Source organism: Photobacterium pectinilyticum (genome assembly GCF_024357955.1).
In the GTDB taxonomy this organism is placed as follows: Bacteria; Pseudomonadota; Gammaproteobacteria; order Enterobacterales; family Vibrionaceae; genus Photobacterium; species Photobacterium pectinilyticum.
This window is the reverse complement of sequence record NZ_JANEYT010000002.1, coordinates 167,898-186,841: the sequence shown is the minus strand read 5'-3', so window position 1 is coordinate 186,841 and position 18,944 is coordinate 167,898. Positions and strand designations below refer to the sequence as shown.

Genomic DNA, 18,944 nt, shown 5'->3' with positions numbered 1-18,944 from the left:
CATCTGAGCAGCACCAGTGATCATGTTTTTAACGTAATCGGCGTGTCCTGGGCAGTCTACGTGTGCGTAGTGACGAGTTGGAGTATCGTACTCTACGTGAGAAGTAGAGATTGTGATACCACGCTCGCGCTCTTCTGGAGCGTTATCGATAGATGCGAAGTCTTTAGCTTGACCACCGTATACTTTTGCAAGTGTAGTACAGATAGCAGCAGTTAGAGTTGTTTTACCGTGGTCAACGTGGCCGATAGTACCAACGTTTACGTGCGGTTTTACGCGTTCAAATTTTTCTTTAGACACGATCGTGTTCCTTCCTAGTTGTGATACGCCCCATTGACAAAAATATGGGACGTGCCAGAAGTTGCTATTTTATGCGCCAACAGCCATTGGCGCAATATAGATCTTGCGATTAACCACGCTCGGCGATGATAGCATCGGCGACATTCTTAGGAACATCAGAGTATTCACTGAATTCCATTGAATATGACGCACGACCCTGAGTCGCTGAACGCAGGTCAGTTGCGTAACCAAACATTTCCGAAAGTGGTACTTTAGCACGGACAATTTTCAGACCAGCAGGGCCTTCATCCATACCTTCGATCATGCCGCGGCGACGGTTAAGGTCCCCAACAACATCACCCATCCAGTCTTCCGGAGTGGTTACTTCAACCTTCATCAATGGCTCAAGAATAACGGGTTGAGCTTCTAGAGCGCCCTTCTTGAAAGCCATAGAACCGGCAATCTTAAATGCCATTTCGTTGGAGTCAACGTCATGGTAAGAACCGTCGAACAAGGTCGCTTTGACATCCATTACAGGATAGCCTGCAAGCACACCATTGTTCATCTGTTCTTCGATACCTTTAGAAACAGCACCAATGTACTCTTTCGGTACCACACCACCAACGACTTCGTCCACGAACACGAAACCTTCATCAGGTTCCGATGGTTCGATTTTCAGCCATACGTGACCATACTGGCCGCGACCGCCTGATTGGCGCACAAACTTCCCTTCCACTTCCGTTTTACCACGGATAGTTTCACGGTATGCAACCTGAGGCTTACCAACGTTACATTCAACGCTGAATTCGCGCTTCATACGGTCAACGATGATATCAAGGTGAAGTTCACCCATACCTGAAATCAAAGTTTGGCCAGATTCCTCGTCGGTTTCGACGCGGAACGATGGATCTTCTGCAGCCAGTTTACCTAGCGCAATACCCATTTTTTCTTGGTCAGCTTGTGAGCGAGGCTCAACAGCGATTTGGATAACAGGCTCTGGGAATTCCATGCGCTCAAGAACCACTCGGTGGTTTTGATCACATAGAGTGTCACCGGTAGTGACGTTCTTCAGGCCGATCGCCGCTGCGATATCACCCGCACGGATTTCTTTCACTTCTTCACGTTTGTTCGAATGCATCTGTACGATACGTCCGAAACGCTCGCGTTTTTCTTTTACAGAGTTGTAGACGGTGTCGCCAGTATTTACAACTCCAGAATAAACACGCATGAAGGTCAAGGTGCCAACGAATGGGTCGGTTGCGATTTTGAACGCTAGCGCTGAGAATGGTTCGTCATCGCTTGAGTGGCGTTCAACTTCGTTTCCGTCTTCGTCTTCACCGCGGATAGCTTTCACTTCCGTTGGCGAAGGCAGGAATTCAATTACTGCATCAAGTACAGCCTGAACACCTTTATTTTTAAATGCTGAACCACAGGTTGCCAGCACGATCTCATTCGCTAGCGTACGCTGGCGAAGACCGGCTTTGATTTCCGCTTCAGACAGTTCACCTTCTTCAAGGTACTTGTCCATCAGCTCTTCAGTTGCTTCCGCAGCTGATTCAACCAGGTTCTGACGCCATTCCTCAGCAAGCTCAACCATGTCAGCTGGAATATCTTCATAGGTAAATGACATACCCTGATCAGATTCATCCCAGTTGATAGCCTTCATCTTGATAAGGTCAACAACGCCTTTAAATTCTTCTTCAGCACCGATATTCAATTGAATTGGCACTGGATTCGCACCAAGACGGCTTTTGATCTGGTCAACAACACGAAGGAAGTCAGCACCAGCTCGGTCCATCTTGTTGACGAAAACCATACGCGGTACTTCGTACTTATCAGCCTGGCGCCAAACGGTTTCAGACTGAGGCTCAACACCCGAAGAGCCACAGAAAACAACAACAGCACCATCAAGTACACGTAATGAACGCTCTACTTCGATAGTAAAGTCAACGTGTCCTGGGGTATCAATGATGTTTACGCGGTGTTCTGGGAACTGAGCTTCCATACCACGCCAGAAGGTGGTAGTCGCAGCAGATGTGATGGTGATACCACGTTCCTGCTCCTGCTCCATCCAGTCCATGGTAGCTGCGCCGTCGTGAACCTCACCAATTTTGTGAGATAAACCTGTATAAAACAGGATACGCTCGGTAGTTGTTGTTTTACCGGCGTCAACGTGAGCACAAATACCGATGTTACGGTAGCGCTCGATAGGCGTTTTACGAGCCACGGCAGTATCCTCTTACTAAGGGGGTCCTTAGAGTATGGTTTAGGCGCGACAAGCAAAGCTTGCCGCGCCCTATTTGTATTACCGGGTAAATTACCAGCGGTAATGTGCGAACGCTTTGTTCGCGTCTGCCATACGGTGAACGTCTTCACGTTTCTTAACAGCAGAACCTTTGTTGTCAGCCGCATCAAGCATTTCGCCTGCTAGACGCTGAGCCATAGATTTTTCACCACGCTTACGCGCAGCTTCAACCAACCAACGCATAGCTAGTGCGTTACGACGTACTGGACGTACTTCTACAGGCACCTGGTAAGTTGAACCACCCACACGGCGAGATTTAACTTCTACCGCTGGACGTACATTTTCAAGAGCTTTTTCGAATACAGCTAGGTGTTCTTCACCAGAACGCTCAGCCATAGTTTCTAGTGCAGAGTAAACAATTTTTTCTGCAGTAGATTTTTTACCGTCAACCATTAGGATATTGACGAATTTTGCCAGCAGCTCAGATTTGAACTTTGGATCTGGAAGGATCTTACGCTGACCAATTACGCGACGACGTGGCATGGAAATCTCCGTTGTGTCTTCAGGTTATCCAAAACTTTACAGTTTCTTCAAAATTAAATAATTTTAGTGTTTGGCCTTACTTAACGGAATCCATTAAGACTTAGGACGCTTCACACCGTACTTAGAACGACCTTTCTTACGGTCGTTAACGCCTGCACAGTCAAGTGCACCACGAACGGTGTGGTAACGCACACCTGGCAAATCTTTAACACGACCACCACGGATAAGAACAACTGAGTGCTCCTGAAGGTTGTGACCTTCACCGCCGATGTATGATGTTACTTCGAAACCGTTTGTTAGACGAACACGACATACTTTACGTAATGCTGAGTTAGGTTTCTTAGGAGTAGTAGTGTATACACGAGTACATACACCACGCTTCTGTGGGCACGCTTCTAGTGCAGGCACGTTGCTTTTTACAACTTGCTTAGCACGTGGCTTACGTACCAACTGGTTAATAGTTGCCATTAAATAGCTCCTGAAATATTACTTTCGTAAAGATGAAAAATCTGCCTCCCAACAACAGGAGGACGCGAAATTTTAGGCATCGCACCCAAGGGTGTCAAGATGTAACCAGCGATCAATTAAATGATTATTTCTTAATCAACCAAATATCCACTGGTTTTCCAAGGTTTGAGAGCCCTTATTAAGCCCACTTCACCTGGGTATCATTATCTACCGTTAAGCCAACAAATCCTTTATAATCAACAACATCAACATCCACCTTAAGCTTACCCCGCAGCCCTCTGGCAACAATATCCTCAGACAGTAAATAAATTTTTACGCCAGCTTCGTGAAACTGAAAAATTGGGCTATTTTCAACCGTCGCTGCGATTACTGCGTCCTGGATCAACAAAATCGAGTCATTTTTGTTGATCATTGCAGCTGCTTCGCTGAAGGCCTGGGACTGGAATGGGGAGCGGGTAAAAATGTGCAGCATACTGTGCCTCGAAACTATGCCTGATTGAATATGGTGTTGGTAATGGTGCTAAAGATGGAGAAATCTAGAACGTCAAAACACGCTGGCAGGTATGAAGGTGTTCGGAGAAGACAGCCGGCTCGCACTCAATCACATCGATAAGCAAATCACCAGCAGTGAGCCCGCGCGTCTGCAGCGACTGGCGGCATACATAAACCTGCTCGATATCATAGAGTTCTAGCATCTTGAACGTAACAATATAATCACGTGACAAGATCCCCTGCGGCTGCTGTCCGTCAAGCAACTGGTAAACACCGTCACCATGAAAGAAAAGCGAAATATCTTCACTATAGGCCGAAGTGGCCAACACGGCATCCAACCCCTCGCGGCCCGAGGCAATACCATGTGGTGCGTGGCGAAATACAAAACCTAACGTTGTCATGACTATCCCGTTAAAATTGAATGACGCGATCAGCCGTCAGCATCGCTTCAGCCAACCCGCCGAGGCCAGCTTGTTCAAACCCCGTGGCTAGGTTGCTGCCCGCCAACTGATTCTGCTCTGCTTCCTGAGGACTGATGATCCCTCGACGCAGGGCGGCAGCCACGCAGGTCTGCAGCTCTGTACCATGATCCTGCGCCAACTGCTGCCAAGCCGCGACCAAGTCAAATTCATCGGACGCCGGAGCGGTCAGCGCGGAGCCGTTATGGACCCCGTCTTGATAAAAAAACACCCGCGACAAACCATGCCCTTGCGCCAATAACGCCTGAGCAAACTGATAAGCCGATCGTGCCGATTGAGTACCGTAAGCCGGTCCTTCCACTACCAGCACATAGTTCAGGCTCATTTTTCGCCATCCTCGGTTTTACGCTGGCGGATGTAGAGGTATACCGTGTGCTTGGAGATATTAAGACGATCAGCAACCCGATTAATCGCATCTTTGATATCGAAAATCCCCTTGTCGTACAGCTCCATCACGATCTGACGATTCTTGGCATTGTTCGAGACATTCTTGTCGGCATTAATTTCTTCAATGGTGCGCTCAACGGTCTGATCCACCAGCTCATCAACGTCACTGGCGAAGTTAACACTTGATGCTGCCTGCTTAGCTTCATCGGTCGGCATGAAGGATTGTAGGATCTGCGAGAAAGGTGCATCCAAGTTGACGTTGATACACAGCAGACCAATGATGTCATTGTCTCCATTGCGTATGGCGATGGTGATCGACTTCATCAAGTCCCCACCCTTGGCGCGAGTGAAGTAAGCCCGAGAGAAATTACGCTCTGAGCCTTCGATATCACGCAGCATACGCAGGGCAAGATCAGTGATCGGCGAACCGACTTTACGACCGGTATTCTCACCATTAGCGATCTTGATGGCCGAAGTATTAAGATCGGCTAGCGAGTGAAGTACGATTTCACAGAACGGACCAATCAGTGCCGCCAAACCATCAACGACCGCCTCGTAAGAACGTAGGATAATGTAATCGTGCTCGCTAAAAGCACGCGGCTCAATCAAGTCATTCTCGACCATCACATCTGAGCCAAAGTTTTCAGTAGATACCACGCGATTATCTTCCTTGCTGTTGCCCATTCTATTTAACTTCTTTCCACAGAATGGGAAAAATTAATAGAATGGGTTATGCCTCACCGAGATAGAATCTTTCACGGCGATTGATAAATTTTCAAGTCTTGCTTGCAAGTTTATCAGATTTCAGACATTAGCCTGAACATTTTCACGTCATATACAACTAGAATGACAAAAAACCCAGCTTACGCTGGGTTTTTAATTATAACCAATAGGCGAGTAAAGCGACGAGACTTACTGCGCTTCTTCTGCAGTTGGCTGCTCTGCTTTAACGATCTCCAATAGCTCGACTTCGAACACTAGGGTCGAGTTAGCAGGAATGCTTGGATTCGCCTGAGAGCCATAAGCCAACTCTGGCGGGATAACGAAAGTGAACTTCGAACCAACAGGCATTAGCTGCACGCCTTCAGTCCAACCAGAAATCACTTGGTTTAGCGGGAATGTCGCTGGCTGGTTGCGTGCGTAAGAGCTGTCGAATTCAGTACCGTCAGTTAACATACCTTTGTAATGTACTTGAACGGTATCTGTCGCTGCTGGTTTGTCACCTTCGCCTGCCGTTTCTACTTGATACAGCAGACCTGATTCCGTTTTAACGACACCGTCTTTCTGCTCGAACTCAGCACGGTAATCGTCACCAGCCTTAATGTTCTTCTCTGCTTCTTCCTGTGCTTGCTGCTGTGCCATTTCAGACACACGTTGATCCAACGACTGAAGCGCCTGCTGAGTCTCTTCCGTTGTTAGGCGGCTGTTGTCAGCAAATACGTCAGTCACACCGGCAAGTACTTGCTCACGGCTCAGCTCCAAGCCCAGCTCTTTCTGCTGGTCTAGGTTAGCGGCTAGGTATTGGGCCAATGAAGCACCGATCGCATAAGCAGCTTTGTCATCTTCTGTAGCAAATGTCGCCGGTGCGGATTCCGCTGCGACCTGCTCTACTTTTGCAGGCTCTGCCGGTTTTGTTTCCGCTGCTTTCTCATCTTGGCAGCCTACAGCTAGCAGGATTGTTGCAGCCAAAACAGACATCTTTAGAACAGGTTTCATGTATTTCTCCATTTTAAACTGAGGCAAAACCTCAAAATCATTCACCAGCCTTTTCAACAAGCGGTATGAAAAGCACTGTAGATCAATATACTAATATGCACCTTATGAATTCACTGCCCAGCAGTATTATATCCATAAGGAAATGACACTATGTGTTAACCAAGTGGAACAAGACCTTAATGCAAACAAAAAGATACGTGCCCAGCTTCATTTTGGCACTTTTCATTCTCACTGGCTGCTTTTTTTCCGGTACAGAGTTACAACGCTGGGATCTTGCACCAGAAGGCACCACCAGTTTCAGTCTAAGCCGGGACGGACGGTTTGCCCTTTACCACTCGGCCCAACAAGGTATCGTGCTGTGGGATTTACAGCAAAACAAAAAGTTAGCTGATTTTGGTTCTCAAGATCCACATCACAATACGGTGCTAAGCAGTCAGATATCCGACAACGGACGCTACGCCATTACTGCCACGGCGCAAAACTTTGCCGTCTGGGATCTGGCCTGGGGCCAATCCGAGGGGTTGTGGTCCATTTCCGACGGTTTGATCCGCGATGTTTCCGTGGCCAACAACGGCCAGCATGTCCTGCTGGCCCTGTCCAACAGCAAAGCCCTGTATGTCGACTTGGGCAGCGGAAGACGGCTAGAGTTCCTCGCCCACCGTGAAAAAGTTAATTCAGTGGCGATTTCCGCCAATGGTCGCTATGCCCTGTCAGGGGGAAATGACCACTTGGCCTACCTTTGGGACACCCAAAGTGGCCAGATCCTCCAGCAGTTCGAGCACCAGAGCCGGATCAGCCGAGTGGCCCTACAGCGCGATGGTAAGCTGGCAATGACTGCCGACGGCAGCAACGAGATCGTGATTTGGGATTTACAAAGCGGGCAGCAGCTTTCCTCGCTGGCCGTGCGTCTGCGACAGCAGATTTTATCCAGTGCCCGGTTCTCCGATGACGGCAAGCTGCTCGCGACCGGTACCCCTGCCCGACGGGTAGAATTATGGGATACCCAGAGTGGGGATAACCTCGGCCGCTGGGAGACCGCAGCCAAACAAGATACTCGACCCCCAGCAGCGGTGGTGTATGATGTGGCCATTACTCCCGGCGGTCATGTGATCTCGGGAACTTCGGCAGGTATCGCCCAGCAATGGACGACGGAATAACGCAATGAAAGAAATTGAACAGCTACAGGCCCGTATCGACGAGCTTGAAATGAAGCAGGCTTTTCAGGAGCAGACTATCGAGGAGCTAAACCAGGCCCTTACTGAGCAGCAGTTCCTGATTGATAAGATGCAAGCCCAACTGAAATTCATGGTCGGCAAGGTCAAGGGCATGGAGCCATCGAATATGGCCAGCGAGTCGGAAGAGACACCGCCACCGCATTATTAAAAACAAAAAAGGAAGCCAATTGGCTTCCTTTTTTCATGCTAACCGCTAGCGATTAGTGTGAGCAGCCGCAGCCGCCTTTTTCTTCGCCGCCACAGCAGCCTTCTTCTTTCTCACCGTGGTCATGGTCGCCACAGCTACCGCCACCGCAGCAACCGCCGCCCTGGTGAATATGGCCGTGAGCGATTTCTTCTTCAGTCGCAGCACGTACAGCAACAACTTCTACGCCGAAAGTCAGCGTCTGACCCGCTAGCATGTGGTTACCATCAACAACAACGTGGTCACCGTCAACTTCAGTCACTTCTACAGGGATTGGGCCCTGATCAGTATCTGCTAGGAAACGCATACCAACAGTGATTTCGTCTACGCCCTGGAATACGTCAGCCGGTACACGCTGAACCATTGCATCAACGTGCTCACCGTACGCTTCTTCTGGAGCAACTGTCACTTCAAACTTGTCGCCAGCTTCACGGCCTTCAAGCGCCTTCTCCAAACCTACGATCAGGTTGTTGTGGCCATGCAGGTAATCAAGAGGTGCTTCAGTTGTCGACTGATCAACAACAACGCCTTCTTCGGTCTTCACTTGGTAAGCCAGGCTTACTACGATGTCTTTAGCGACTTTCATGTTTACTCCAATTTCGAACTGGGTATCAAAGGATTTCGCCCGCATGATACCGGATAATGGCAGCTAGATGCCAATATTCTGTTTAAAGGCTGTGCAGCCAAATCAGTCTTCGGGCTTAAAGATGCCGATAACTTGTTGTTTAGTTTCTGTTGAAAGCTGATCGCTCTGCTCGACCGATTGCGGTGCTCTCACATCGGAATGACCGCAGGACACGCATTCTACCTGCTCCACATCATTCTCTTGCCACCAGCGCAACGTATCCTGCTGACTACAGCTTGGACAGATGGCGCCGGCAATAAATCGTTTCTTGGCCATGCTTTCGCTCCTTGCTGCGATATCTTCATTAAAGAGGCTGGTTAGTCCCAACCGTCATGGCGTTCCCGCTCCCCTCGCATCTCCCGATCAAAAACCTCTTCCAGCTCTTTGCGCGCCTCGCGGGCCCGGGTTGCTAGGTGGACATCCTCAGAATGCTGCGGAAGGAGATCTCTCAGGGCGGTGGTATCCAAACGGCGGAAGTGTGCCTCGGCCCGCTTGGCCTGATAAGGGTGCATACCTAGAGATATGAGGGCCTGACGGCCCAAATCAAGGGCACCGGCAAAAGTTTCCCGGGAAAAATTCTCGACCCCATGACTGAGCAACTGATGCGCCTCAACCCGGCTTCTTGCCCTTGCCAATACTTTAAGCTTAGGGAAATACTGCTGGCACAAATCAACCACTTCCATCACCTCGTCCGGCTCATCGGTACAGATAATAATCGCTTCAGCCTTATCGGCCCCGGCCGCCCTTAGCAAGTCCAATTGAGTCGCATCGCCGTAATACACCTTGTAACCGAATTTTCGCAGAAACTGGATTTGGCTCGGATCCCGCTCCAACACCGTCACCCGGATTTTATTGGCAAATAGCAAACGTCCCACCACCTGCCCAAAACGACCAAAACCGGTAATGATCACCCTCGGCTCGCGGTCTATTACATCCGACTCCAGCTCAGCCTCGGCTTCCGCTTTGAAGGTGTGGATGAACCACTTGTCCTGTAACAACAAAATCAATGGTGTAGTCATCATCGACAAACTCACCACCACCAGCAAGAAAGACGATAACTCGCGGCCCAGCAGTCCCTCCCCCATAGCTGCCGTAAACAGAACAAAAGCAAATTCGCCACCTTGGCTGAGGATCGCCGCCATTTGGCTGCGTGATTTGGCTCGGGTGCCGAAGACCCTTGCCAAGCCATACAATATCAAGCCCTTGATACTGATCAACGCAAACACGGCCAGCAAGATCTGGAGCGGGTACTGCAGTAACAATCCAAGATTGACGGCCATGCCGACCGAGATAAAAAACAATCCCAGCAACAGCCCTTTAAAAGGCTCGATGGCAATTTCCAGCTCATGGCGGTATTCACTTTCAGCCAACAGCACCCCAGCAAGAAAAGTCCCTAAAGCCATCGACAGCCCCAGCGACTGCATCCCCAAAGCAATGCCTATTACCAGCAGTAACGCCGCGACATTGAATAACTCGCGTACCCCACTGAGAACCACCCAGCGAAACAACGGACGCAATAAGAAATGACCGCCGACCAGCAACGCCAAGATACCACCAATCATCCAGGCAAAATCAAGCCAGCTACCGCCACCGCCGCCCGCCAATACTGGCAGTATCGCCAGCATCGGGATCACCGCAATGTCCTGGAACAGCAGGACTGCAAACCCTGACTGGCCGGTTTCGCTGCCGCCGAGGCTCTGCTCTTCAATCACCCGCAGGGCAATGGCCGTCGATGACAACGCCAGTCCCATCCCGACCACCAAGGCGTCACGCCATGACACCGCCGGCAAAAATGACTGCCCGGCCAGCAGCAACACCAAAGCGGCAATCACCAACGTAGTCACCACCACCTGGCTACCGCCCAGCCCCAAAATGGGTTTGCGCATCTGCCATAGCTTCTTGGGATTCAGCTCCAACCCGATAAGGAATAGCAGCAACACCACACCAAATTCAGAAAAATGGAGGATCGCATCGACATCGGAGATCAGCCTCAGTCCCCACGGACCAATGGCAATACCCGCCAGCAGGTAGCCCAGCACCGACCCTAGCCCCAAGCGCTGGGCAATCGGTACGGCCACCACAGCTGCGGCAAGGAACACCACACTGACCGACAGTACATCACTCGCCATACTTTGCTTCCTCCATCAGTGCACCGGGCGCTTGCAGCCATTGACGGTAGTTTTCACCATGCTGGTTACGCTCTTCAACCGGTATCCGTCGCGCCCAGTGCAATACCAAAGGCGGCAGCCACTTCATCCGGCACAACATGGCACTGAGCTCAAACGGGCGCAGGATTTCCGCCATACTGCAGCGGTTATAGCCATCCGGGGTATACGCTTCCGCAGCCCCTCCGGTGGTGATCACCGAGCGCCAGTATTTGCCTTGGGTCTGGTTACCCTCGCCATGAGCAAACCCCTTACTGAGGACCACATCAATCCACTCCTTGAGTAGCGATGGGCAGGAATACATATAAAGAGGATGCTGGAAAACAATGATGTCGTGATCCCTCACCAGCTCCCGTTCGAAGGTGGCATCAATAAAGAAATCGGGATAGGCCGCATAAAGATCATGGACCGTGACATGTGAAAGCTGGCTGATCGCAGCTAGCATGGCGCTGTTGGCAACCGATGCCTCCGGATCAGGATGGGCATAGAGTACGAGTATGCGAGGAAGTCCGTTTGCTGTCATAGCATTCCTTGTTATACGGCCAAATATGCCTGTAGCGCCGTAAGTTATAACGTTTCATTAACCTATATCCACATAATACATAATTGCAGGCAAAGTAGTTCGATTAATCACCGTTATCCGTCTGCTTCCTTGTTATTTATCCTCGCATGGCGACATTAGCGGTCACCGTCGCTTTGCGGTAGACTCCGCACTTATTCTTGCATTTAGTTTTTGCGGAGCGGGGCCATCCCCGACACAGTCAATGATCACTTTTTCCGATATCCAACTTCTACGCGGTGGCAAGGTCTTGCTCGATCAAGCCACGGCGACTATCCACCCGGGCGACAAAGTCGGTCTGGTCGGCAAAAATGGCTGTGGTAAATCCACCCTGTTTGCCCTACTCAAGCACGAGCTCAGCGTCGATGCCGGCAACTGTCAGTATCCGGCTAACTGGGAGCTAGCCTGGGTCGCACAGGAAACCCCAGCCCTCGAACGTGAAGCGCTGGAATATGTGATTGACGGTGACCGTGAATTCCGCCAGCTGGAAGCGGATCTTGTTGCCGCTGAGCACGCAGACAACGGCAACAAGGTGGCAGAACTGCATGGCAAACTGGAGGCCATTGGCGGCTACAGCATCCGCGCCCGTGCTGCCGAATTATTGGACGGCCTTGGCTTTTCGCAAGAACAAATGCAATGGCACCTGACCCAGTTCTCGGGAGGGTGGCGTATGCGCCTCAACCTTGCCCAGGCCCTGCTGTGCCGCTCTGATCTGCTGTTGCTCGATGAACCGACCAACCACTTGGATCTCGATGCAGTGATGTGGCTGGAGAAGTGGCTGCAAAACTACCGTGGCACGCTGGTACTTATCTCCCATGACCGTGACTTCCTAGACCCAGTCGTCAACCGGATCATCCATGTTGAAAACCAAACCATGAATAGCTATACCGGTAACTATTCGTCGTTTGAAACCCAACGGGCAGAGAAATTGGTTTTGCAGCAGGCGATGTACCAGAAGCAGCAAAAGCAAATGTCGCATATGCAGTCATACATCGACCGCTTCCGCTACAAAGCCAGCAAAGCCCGTCAAGCGCAGAGCCGGATCAAAGCACTGGAACGGATGGAAAAAGTACTGCCAGCCCAGTTCGACAACCCATTCAGCTTCGAATTCCGCGAGCCAAGTGCCCTGCCCAATCCAATCTTGATGATGGATCAGGTCGCAGCGGGTTATGACGACAACATCATCCTCGAGAAGATCCGGTTGAACTTGGTGCCGGGCAGCCGTATCGGCCTACTCGGCCGCAATGGTGCCGGTAAATCCACCCTGATCAAAATGCTGTCTGGTGATCTGCCAGCCAAAGCCGGCGATCTAACTTATTCGCAAGGGGTGAAGATTGGTTACTTCGCCCAGCACCAACTCGAAACCCTGTACTTGGATGACACCCCTGTCCAACATATGGCCCGTATCGCCCCGCAGGCAACCGAGCAGCAACTACGCGATTATCTTGGCAGCTTCGGCTTTTTGGGTGACAAAGCGCTGGAAAAGGTCGGCCCGTTCTCCGGTGGTGAAAAAGCCCGCTTGGTGTTGGCATTGATTGTGTGGCAGCGTCCTAACCTGTTGCTGCTCGATGAACCGACTAACCACCTCGATCTCGACATGCGTCAGGCACTGACCTTCGCCCTGCAATCCTATGAAGGGGCTATGGTTATCGTCAGCCACGACCGCTACCTGCTGCGTGCCACCACCGATGACCTGTATCTGGTCCATGACCGCCAAGTCGTGCCGTTCAATGGCGACTTGAATGACTACCACAAGTGGCTGACCGAACAGCAGCGTAACGAGCGCCGCGAACAGCAAGCCAGCAAACCGGAAGTTAGCAAAGACAACAGTGCGGCCTCACGCAAGGAGCAAAAGCGCCTTGAAGCGGAGCTGCGTAAGCTGACCGCACCTCTCCGCAAGAAAATCACCCAGCTTGAAACCAAGATGGACAAGTTCAATACTACGATCAGCGATGCCGAGACTCAGCTCAGTGACGGCAGCATCTATGAAGCAGAAAATAAGGCTCGCTTGAATGAGCAGCTACAGCGACAGGCGGATGCTAAGTCAGCACTGGAAGAGGTCGAGATGGAGTGGATGGAACTGCAGGAAGAACTCGAAGCCATGGAGCAACAGCATGCCCCGGATTGATGAACTAAGTCATCATGACTCGCGCCATGAGCCGCTGAGCCATGATGTCTTCTGGCAGTTTAGCTATAGTCACTATTTCAAGGCGGACGTCGAGGCCGCCTGCCTCGCGCTGCAAACCTTCCACAGAGGAAGCGTGAACCTGGCCCTGCTGATGATCTGGCTCGATACGCAGGCTATTGACTTGACGCAGCAGCAACGGCAGCAGTTGGAACAGAGCCTCCAGCCAACCGAAGGCCTGCTCGAGCGCTACCGCCATATGCGCCGCTCCCTGAAACCTCAACTGGATGGTAACGGCTACCAGCAACTCAAAGACTTTGAATTGCAGATGGAGCGCCAACAACAGCACGATTTGATTGCGACACTGAACCAGATGCCGCTTAGCACCGTAGCACAGCAAGAAGCCGCCTCCCATTCAGCTAACCTAGCCCGCTACTGCCACGGTCTAGGGGCAATGGCCCTAGTGGATAAGCTGTTGGCGAAATAGAGGACATTAAGGAGTCGTTATGACAATGGTATTTCATCCAGCCAAAGGGCTAGCAAACCCACACCTGCAAACCCTGCTGCCGCGTTTTTTGCGCCGCAAGCCATTGTTTACGCCACTTACCCAACGCATAGAAACCCCGGACGGTGATTTCCTCGACTTAGCCTGGACGGCTCCCTTGGCCGACAGCTCCCCCAACCAACCAGTGATGATCCTGTTTCACGGCTTGGAAGGCAGCTTTCACAGTCCCTATGCCAACGGGTTGCTTTATGCCGCCAAACAGCAAGGTTGGCTTTCGGTCATGATGCACTTTCGCGGGTGTAGCGGCGAAGTGAACCGCAAGCCCCGCAGTTACCACTCCGGCGAAACCAGTGATGCGCGCTTTTTCATCCAGTGGCTACGCCAACAATTACCCACTCAGCCATTTTTTGCCGTCGGTGTGTCGCTCGGGGGCAACATGCTGGTTAACTACCTGGCTGAAAGTGGTGCACGTTCGGAGATCACCGCTGCGCAAGTGATTTCCCCTCCGCTGGATTTGGCCGCCTGCTCGGAGCGGATCCAACAAGGATTTTCAAAAATCTACCAGCAATACCTGCTTGGCTCGATGAAGCGTAATCTCAGCAGGAAAATTTCCGCCCTGCCCGATGCGATGCCTATTTCCCATCAAGATGTTGAACAACTCGAAACTCTGTGGCAATTCGACGAGTTCGTCACCGCCCCCCTGCACGGTTTCAAAAATGCCACCGATTACTACCAACGCTGCAGCGGGTTGCCCCGCCTTTATGAAGTAGCTATTCCACTACGCGTGATCCATGCCGAGGATGATCCCTTCATGACGGAAGCGGTCATTCCGACCACATCATTGCCACCACACATTCAATACGATCTATACCCAAACGGTGGCCATGTCGGGTTTGTCACAGGCTCATGGCGCCAACCAGACTTCTGGCTTGAGCGAACCGTTCCTGAGTGGTTTAAACAGGCGATAAGCGATGCAAAGAATCGGTAAGCTGGCCACTGGCCAAGTACTTTCCCCCTCTACAACTGATGCATTTGCCAATATAATCTCCGTTATCTCCTGCAACAGAAAAGTGCCGTTATGAATATCCCTTGGCAAGACATAGATCCCGATACCCTGACTAACCTAATAGAACATTTCGTGCTGCGCGAAGGCACCGACTACGGCGAACGCGAGCTTTCGATGGCCGACAAGGTTGGTCGGGTACGCCAGCAGTTGGAAAAAGGGGAGGCGGTGATTGTTTACTCCGAGCTGCATGAGACCATCGACATCAAAGCCAAGCGCCAACTCGGGTAAACTACCCGGTATAAGCTTTGTAGACCCGGCATTTTTGACATCCCGGCTTGACCTTAACGCCCAGCCCTGTTAATAACTCTCTCCGTTAATGTTAACGACAGGGTTTGTCATGTCTGCAAAACATCCGATTATTGCAGTAACAGGGTCCTCGGGGGCAGGTACATCTACCACCTCCGAAGCATTCCGTAAGATGTTCAATATGATGAACATCAATGCTGCTTGGCTTGAAGGCGACAGTTTCCATCGATTTTCCCGACCAGAAATGGACGCCGAAATCCGCAAAGCCAAAGAGCAAGGCCGTCATATCAGTTATTTCGGCCCCCAAGCTAACGACTTCCCGTTGTTGGAAACGTTTTTTCGCCAATACGGTGAAGACGGTAGCGGCCAGTTCCGTCGCTACCTGCACACCTTCGACGAAGCCGTGCCGTACAACCTAATGCCCGGTACTTTCACACCTTGGCAAACTCTACCTGAAAATACTGACCTGCTGTTCTATGAAGGTCTACACGGCGGTGTGGTCGATGGCGAGGTCAATGCCGCCCAGCACGTTGATTTGCTGATCGGCATGGTACCGATCGTCAACTTGGAATGGATCCAGAAAATCGTCAGGGATACCCGTGATCGTGGTCATTCCCGCGAAGCGGTGATGGAGTCGATTGTCCGCTCGATGGATGACTACCTCAATTACATCACCCCGCAGTTCTCCCGCACCCACATCAACTTCCAGCGGGTACCAACGGTCGATACCTCCAACCCGTTCAGTGCCAAGGCAATTCCAAGCCTGGACGAAAGCTTTGTGGTGATCCGGTTCCGCGGGATCAAGAAGGTTGATTTCCCCTACCTGCTGTCGATGATCCAAGGATCGTTTATGTCGCGCCACAACACCCTAGTGGTGCCCGGCGGTAAAATGAGCTTTGCGATGGAGCTGATCATGCGGCCGCTGATCCAGCAGCTGATTGATACGGGAAAAATAGGTTAAGAGCTGTGATAGGCGATAGGCGTGATTATCCTCTCGCCCATCGCCATCCCTTACTGCGAGGTTACGCTTCCACCACCTCGTACGAGTGGGTCATCTCTACCCCTTCACCCAACATCAGGCAAACAGAACAGTATTTTTCCAACGAGTCGGCCACGGTTTTGGCTACAACGGCTTCATCCAAATTTTCACCTGTCACCACAAAATGCAGGTTCGCAGTGGTAAAAATACGAGGAGCCAGCTCACGACGAACCGAGTTGATTTGCGCTTCGCAAGCCGTAATTTTCTGCCCGGCAGATTTGAGCCCATCCACCACGTCCACCGAACTACACCCACCCGCAGCCATCAGTACCAGCTCCATTGGGCTCGGCGCTTTTTCGCCACCATTGCCATCCATCACCACGCTGTGACCTGAATTTGACTGCCCTAGGAAGGTCATATTTTCGACCCATTTCACTCGTGATTGCATTGGTTTCTCCTTACAACTTATAGGGGGTTTTGGCACAATCTAGCAACGGTGTGATCATGTGCACACTTATGACTACAAAATGGCCATTTCACATAGATCAATATCAAGAAAAGCGCGCCGAAAAAAGATAAAATCTGAACTAATTATTCACGTGAGCTTGCAGCCCAGCGGTTGACTGAATATCCTAAACGACGAACTAATTATGGTTAGGCCCAGCCACATTTTTAATGGACGTCGTTGTTGGGCAACAAACGCAGAGGAAGTTAGTAATATGGTTCCAGGTAAACCTCAAACAGATCCAACTCTAGAGTGGTTTCTTTCCCATTGCCACATTCATAAATACCCTTCAAAGAGTACTTTGATTCATGCGGGAGAAAAAGCGGAAACGCTCTATTACATCGTAAAAGGTTCTGTTGCGGTCCTGATCAAGGATGAAGAAGGTAAGGAAATGATCCTGTCTTACCTAAACCAAGGTGACTTCATCGGTGAGTTAGGCCTATTCGAAGAAGGCCAAGAGCGTACTGCATGGGTTCGAGCTAAGACCCCTTGCGAAGTTGCAGAAATTTCTTTCAAGAAATTCCGCCAGCTAATTCAAGTTAACCCAGACATCCTAATGCGCCTTTCTGCGCAGATGGCCAGCCGCCTTCAGGTGACTAGCCAGAAAGTCGGTGACTTGGCATTCCTGGATGTAACAGGCCGTATCGCTCAGACACTATTGAACCTGGCTAAACAGCCAGATGCAATGACTCACCCAGACGGTATGCAAATCAAGATCACCCGTCAGGAAATCGGCCAGATCGTTGGCTGTTCCCGTGAGACTGTTGGTCGTATATTGAAGATGCTAGAAGAGCAGAACCTGATTTCTGCCCATGGTAAAACTATCGTTGTTTACGGCACACGCTAAACAACCCGGTTTACTAGCAAAAACTCAAAAAGCCGCACTATGCGGCTTTTTTTATTGCCCATCGCACCCACTTTCATACTTACAGGACATTACTGTCTACCCCATCACTCTTTTTGTGCTTGTATCTACGCGACTTAATGCTACATTGTGCATATTAATCCTCACCACCTGTAATGGAATACCGGTATGGACATCGAACGCTTCTCACCACATCGCTCCCACCACACCGAGCGCGGAGTCATTTCGCCGCTGCCCGATACCGTTGAGATGACAGGCTTCAGTGACAGCCGCCACTACCTTGAACAACATGAGAAGGTGAAACGCCAGACACCGGAGTCCCAGCAGGGGTATCCACTCGATAGCCTCAAGCACTAAATCCAGACACATGAAACACCTGTGACCACATGAGCCACAGGCGCTTGGAATATGCAGAATTAGATAACCGGTTTCAGGCAGGTTACCCTGATTTAGTTGGCGTCCGTGCTCTCGAAGATCTTATCTGCCGACGCCTCGACAAAACCGGTATATAACTCACCGTCCTCTTTCGGATAGCGCTTGGCAAACTCATAGAACCCGCCCGGTATGCTATAAACGCCATCCAAAAACCCAACCTCGACCCTGTCGGCCATAGTCGATGACTGTTCAAGCATCACCTCAGGGCTACCTTTAACATCACCGCCAGCGCTGTTGATCTCAAACCCGTTGTGGCGCAGCAAGTGATTGACCTCAGCCACCTCGGTAAACTGCTCAAGCTGGTTCAGGCTAACGGTAAAGTGGTTGGCCCCAAAACCATGGGCAGCTAGCCATCCAGCATATTCGCTTTCTGCCGCCAGCAACTCATAAGTCGCGTAGTCCAAATCCCATAACCGCCCGCTATAGAGGAAGGCCGGATCTCGCATGGCTTGCTCTGGCACCTGATCGACCAGTTCCCTGACCGTCTGCTGCAACAGCGAGCTAAACTGCCCCACCATCAACTCACTGATAAACACTTTGGGTGCCAATGGGTTGGGATGCTCGAAATGCTCGGCATATAACTTCTTGGTTTCGAAATGATAGCGGCCACACGGCTTGTAGCCAATGGCAATGAACGGCGCCGCCAGTCGATCAAGCCCGACCTTAGGCAGGTTAAATGTTCGCAGCGCAATATGATCATTGAGCAGCGGCTCTTCTTCGGTCAGCAGATCATGAACCTGAGCGGCTGATGGGCATAGGCGCTGGATATAATCCTGCCATAACCCGGCAAATAGTTGCTCTACCCTTTCCATGTGCTCGCTATCCTCTTTGACTGGTGAATGAT

The 18,944-nt window shown here is 50.9% G+C and carries 24 protein-coding genes; 9 read left to right on the top strand and 15 right to left on the bottom strand.

The annotated features are described in order from the left end of the window. The 9 genes from NHN17_RS01950 to fkpA all read right to left on the bottom strand — a co-directional run. Positions 1–297, bottom strand: a 297-nt coding sequence (locus tag NHN17_RS01950; RefSeq protein ID WP_255040416.1) for a GTP-binding protein, incomplete at its 3' end; no start/stop codon positions are given. A 109-nt stretch (positions 298–406) separates the two neighbouring features. Further along, complete coding sequence (gene fusA / locus NHN17_RS01945; protein WP_255040415.1) at positions 407–2,503, bottom strand: elongation factor G; 2,097 nt, start codon at positions 2,501–2,503, stop codon at positions 407–409. A gap of 90 nt (positions 2,504–2,593) precedes the next feature. Further along, entirely contained in the window at positions 2,594–3,064 is a 471-nt protein-coding gene (rpsG, locus tag NHN17_RS01940; RefSeq protein ID WP_005371760.1) for a 30S ribosomal protein S7, read from the bottom strand. 93 nt (positions 3,065–3,157) lie between these two features. Further along, positions 3,158–3,532 (bottom strand): 30S ribosomal protein S12, encoded by a 375-nt coding sequence (gene rpsL / locus NHN17_RS01935; RefSeq protein ID WP_005417208.1) that lies wholly within the window; start codon positions 3,530–3,532, stop codon positions 3,158–3,160. A 178-nt stretch (positions 3,533–3,710) separates the two neighbouring features. Next, a complete protein-coding gene (tusB, locus tag NHN17_RS01930; protein ID WP_255040414.1) occupies positions 3,711–4,004 on the bottom strand; it encodes a sulfurtransferase complex subunit TusB in 294 nt (97 codons plus the stop codon). A 64-nt stretch (positions 4,005–4,068) separates the two neighbouring features. Further along, positions 4,069–4,425, bottom strand: coding sequence for a sulfurtransferase complex subunit TusC (tusC, locus tag NHN17_RS01925; RefSeq protein ID WP_255040413.1), 357 nt, complete (start codon positions 4,423–4,425; stop codon positions 4,069–4,071). Positions 4,426–4,435: 10 nt separating this feature from the next. Continuing rightward, a complete protein-coding gene (tusD, locus tag NHN17_RS01920) occupies positions 4,436–4,828 on the bottom strand; it encodes a sulfurtransferase complex subunit TusD (protein ID WP_255040412.1) in 393 nt (130 codons plus the stop codon). Beyond that, positions 4,825–5,514, bottom strand: coding sequence for a helix-turn-helix transcriptional regulator (locus NHN17_RS01915; RefSeq protein ID WP_373689530.1), 690 nt, complete (start codon positions 5,512–5,514; stop codon positions 4,825–4,827). The genes tusD and NHN17_RS01915 overlap by 4 nt, the downstream gene beginning before the upstream one ends. Positions 5,515–5,802: 288 nt before the next feature. Continuing rightward, the gene (gene fkpA, locus NHN17_RS01910) at positions 5,803–6,606 is read right to left on the bottom strand and encodes an FKBP-type peptidyl-prolyl cis-trans isomerase (protein WP_255040411.1); all 804 of its coding nucleotides are present in this window, start codon (positions 6,604–6,606) and stop codon (positions 5,803–5,805) included. A 179-nt stretch (positions 6,607–6,785) separates the two neighbouring features. Here fkpA and NHN17_RS01905 point away from each other — a divergent pair, with 179 nt between their 5' ends. After that, positions 6,786–7,763: a WD40 repeat domain-containing protein gene (locus NHN17_RS01905; RefSeq protein ID WP_255040426.1), complete on the top strand. Its 978-nt coding sequence runs from the start codon at positions 6,786–6,788 to the stop codon at positions 7,761–7,763. Positions 7,764–7,767: 4 nt separating this feature from the next. Then, a complete protein-coding gene (locus NHN17_RS01900) occupies positions 7,768–7,989 on the top strand; it encodes a SlyX family protein (RefSeq protein WP_255040410.1) in 222 nt (73 codons plus the stop codon). Between the two features lie 52 nt (positions 7,990–8,041). Here the strand turns inward: NHN17_RS01900 and slyD are convergent, their stop codons facing one another. The 4 genes from slyD to kefG all read right to left on the bottom strand — a co-directional run bounded on the left by slyD (position 8,042) and on the right by kefG (position 11,338). Continuing rightward, positions 8,042–8,611, bottom strand: coding sequence for a peptidylprolyl isomerase (slyD, locus tag NHN17_RS01895; protein ID WP_255040408.1), 570 nt, complete (start codon positions 8,609–8,611; stop codon positions 8,042–8,044). Positions 8,612–8,713: 102 nt separating this feature from the next. After that, positions 8,714–8,926: a YheV family putative zinc ribbon protein gene (locus tag NHN17_RS01890; RefSeq protein WP_255040407.1), complete on the bottom strand. Its 213-nt coding sequence runs from the start codon at positions 8,924–8,926 to the stop codon at positions 8,714–8,716. A gap of 41 nt (positions 8,927–8,967) precedes the next feature. After that, a complete protein-coding gene (gene kefB / locus NHN17_RS01885; protein ID WP_255040406.1) occupies positions 8,968–10,779 on the bottom strand; it encodes a glutathione-regulated potassium-efflux system protein KefB in 1,812 nt (603 codons plus the stop codon). Next, positions 10,769–11,338: a glutathione-regulated potassium-efflux system ancillary protein KefG gene (kefG, locus tag NHN17_RS01880; protein WP_255040405.1), complete on the bottom strand. Its 570-nt coding sequence runs from the start codon at positions 11,336–11,338 to the stop codon at positions 10,769–10,771. The genes kefB and kefG overlap by 11 nt, the downstream gene beginning before the upstream one ends. A 241-nt stretch (positions 11,339–11,579) precedes the next feature. Between kefG and NHN17_RS01875 the strand changes: the two genes are divergently transcribed. The 5 genes from NHN17_RS01875 (at position 11,580) to NHN17_RS01855 (ending at position 16,277) form a co-directional block, all read left to right on the top strand. After that, positions 11,580–13,502 (top strand): ABC transporter ATP-binding protein, encoded by a 1,923-nt coding sequence (locus tag NHN17_RS01875; RefSeq protein WP_255040404.1) that lies wholly within the window; start codon positions 11,580–11,582, stop codon positions 13,500–13,502. Further along, entirely contained in the window at positions 13,387–13,986 is a 600-nt protein-coding gene (locus NHN17_RS01870; RefSeq protein WP_309243475.1) for a TIGR02444 family protein, read from the top strand. The genes NHN17_RS01875 and NHN17_RS01870 overlap by 116 nt, the downstream gene beginning before the upstream one ends. A gap of 25 nt (positions 13,987–14,011) precedes the next feature. Then, positions 14,012–14,992 (top strand): hydrolase, encoded by a 981-nt coding sequence (locus tag NHN17_RS01865; protein WP_373689529.1) that lies wholly within the window; start codon positions 14,012–14,014, stop codon positions 14,990–14,992. 90 nt (positions 14,993–15,082) lie between these two features. Beyond that, entirely contained in the window at positions 15,083–15,298 is a 216-nt protein-coding gene (locus NHN17_RS01860; protein WP_255040401.1) for a YheU family protein, read from the top strand. Positions 15,299–15,407: 109 nt separating this feature from the next. Next, complete coding sequence (locus tag NHN17_RS01855; protein ID WP_107349838.1) at positions 15,408–16,277, top strand: phosphoribulokinase; 870 nt, start codon at positions 15,408–15,410, stop codon at positions 16,275–16,277. Between the two features lie 61 nt (positions 16,278–16,338). On the opposite strand, the gene NHN17_RS01850 is transcribed toward NHN17_RS01855, so the two are convergent. Then, entirely contained in the window at positions 16,339–16,743 is a 405-nt protein-coding gene (locus NHN17_RS01850) for an OsmC family protein (RefSeq protein ID WP_255040400.1), read from the bottom strand. Between the two features lie 271 nt (positions 16,744–17,014). On the opposite strand from NHN17_RS01850, the gene crp reads away from it, so the two are divergent. Both crp and NHN17_RS01840 read left to right on the top strand, forming a co-directional pair. After that, complete coding sequence (gene crp, locus NHN17_RS01845) at positions 17,015–17,647, top strand: cAMP-activated global transcriptional regulator CRP (protein WP_036801200.1); 633 nt, start codon at positions 17,015–17,017, stop codon at positions 17,645–17,647. Positions 17,648–17,833: 186 nt separating this feature from the next. Next, positions 17,834–18,022: a hypothetical protein gene (locus NHN17_RS01840; protein WP_255040399.1), complete on the top strand. Its 189-nt coding sequence runs from the start codon at positions 17,834–17,836 to the stop codon at positions 18,020–18,022. 92 nt (positions 18,023–18,114) lie between these two features. Here the strand turns inward: NHN17_RS01840 and NHN17_RS01835 are convergent, their stop codons facing one another. Beyond that, positions 18,115–18,912, bottom strand: coding sequence for a DUF1338 domain-containing protein (locus tag NHN17_RS01835; RefSeq protein ID WP_255040398.1), 798 nt, complete (start codon positions 18,910–18,912; stop codon positions 18,115–18,117). Between the last annotated feature and the right edge of the window lie 32 nt (positions 18,913–18,944).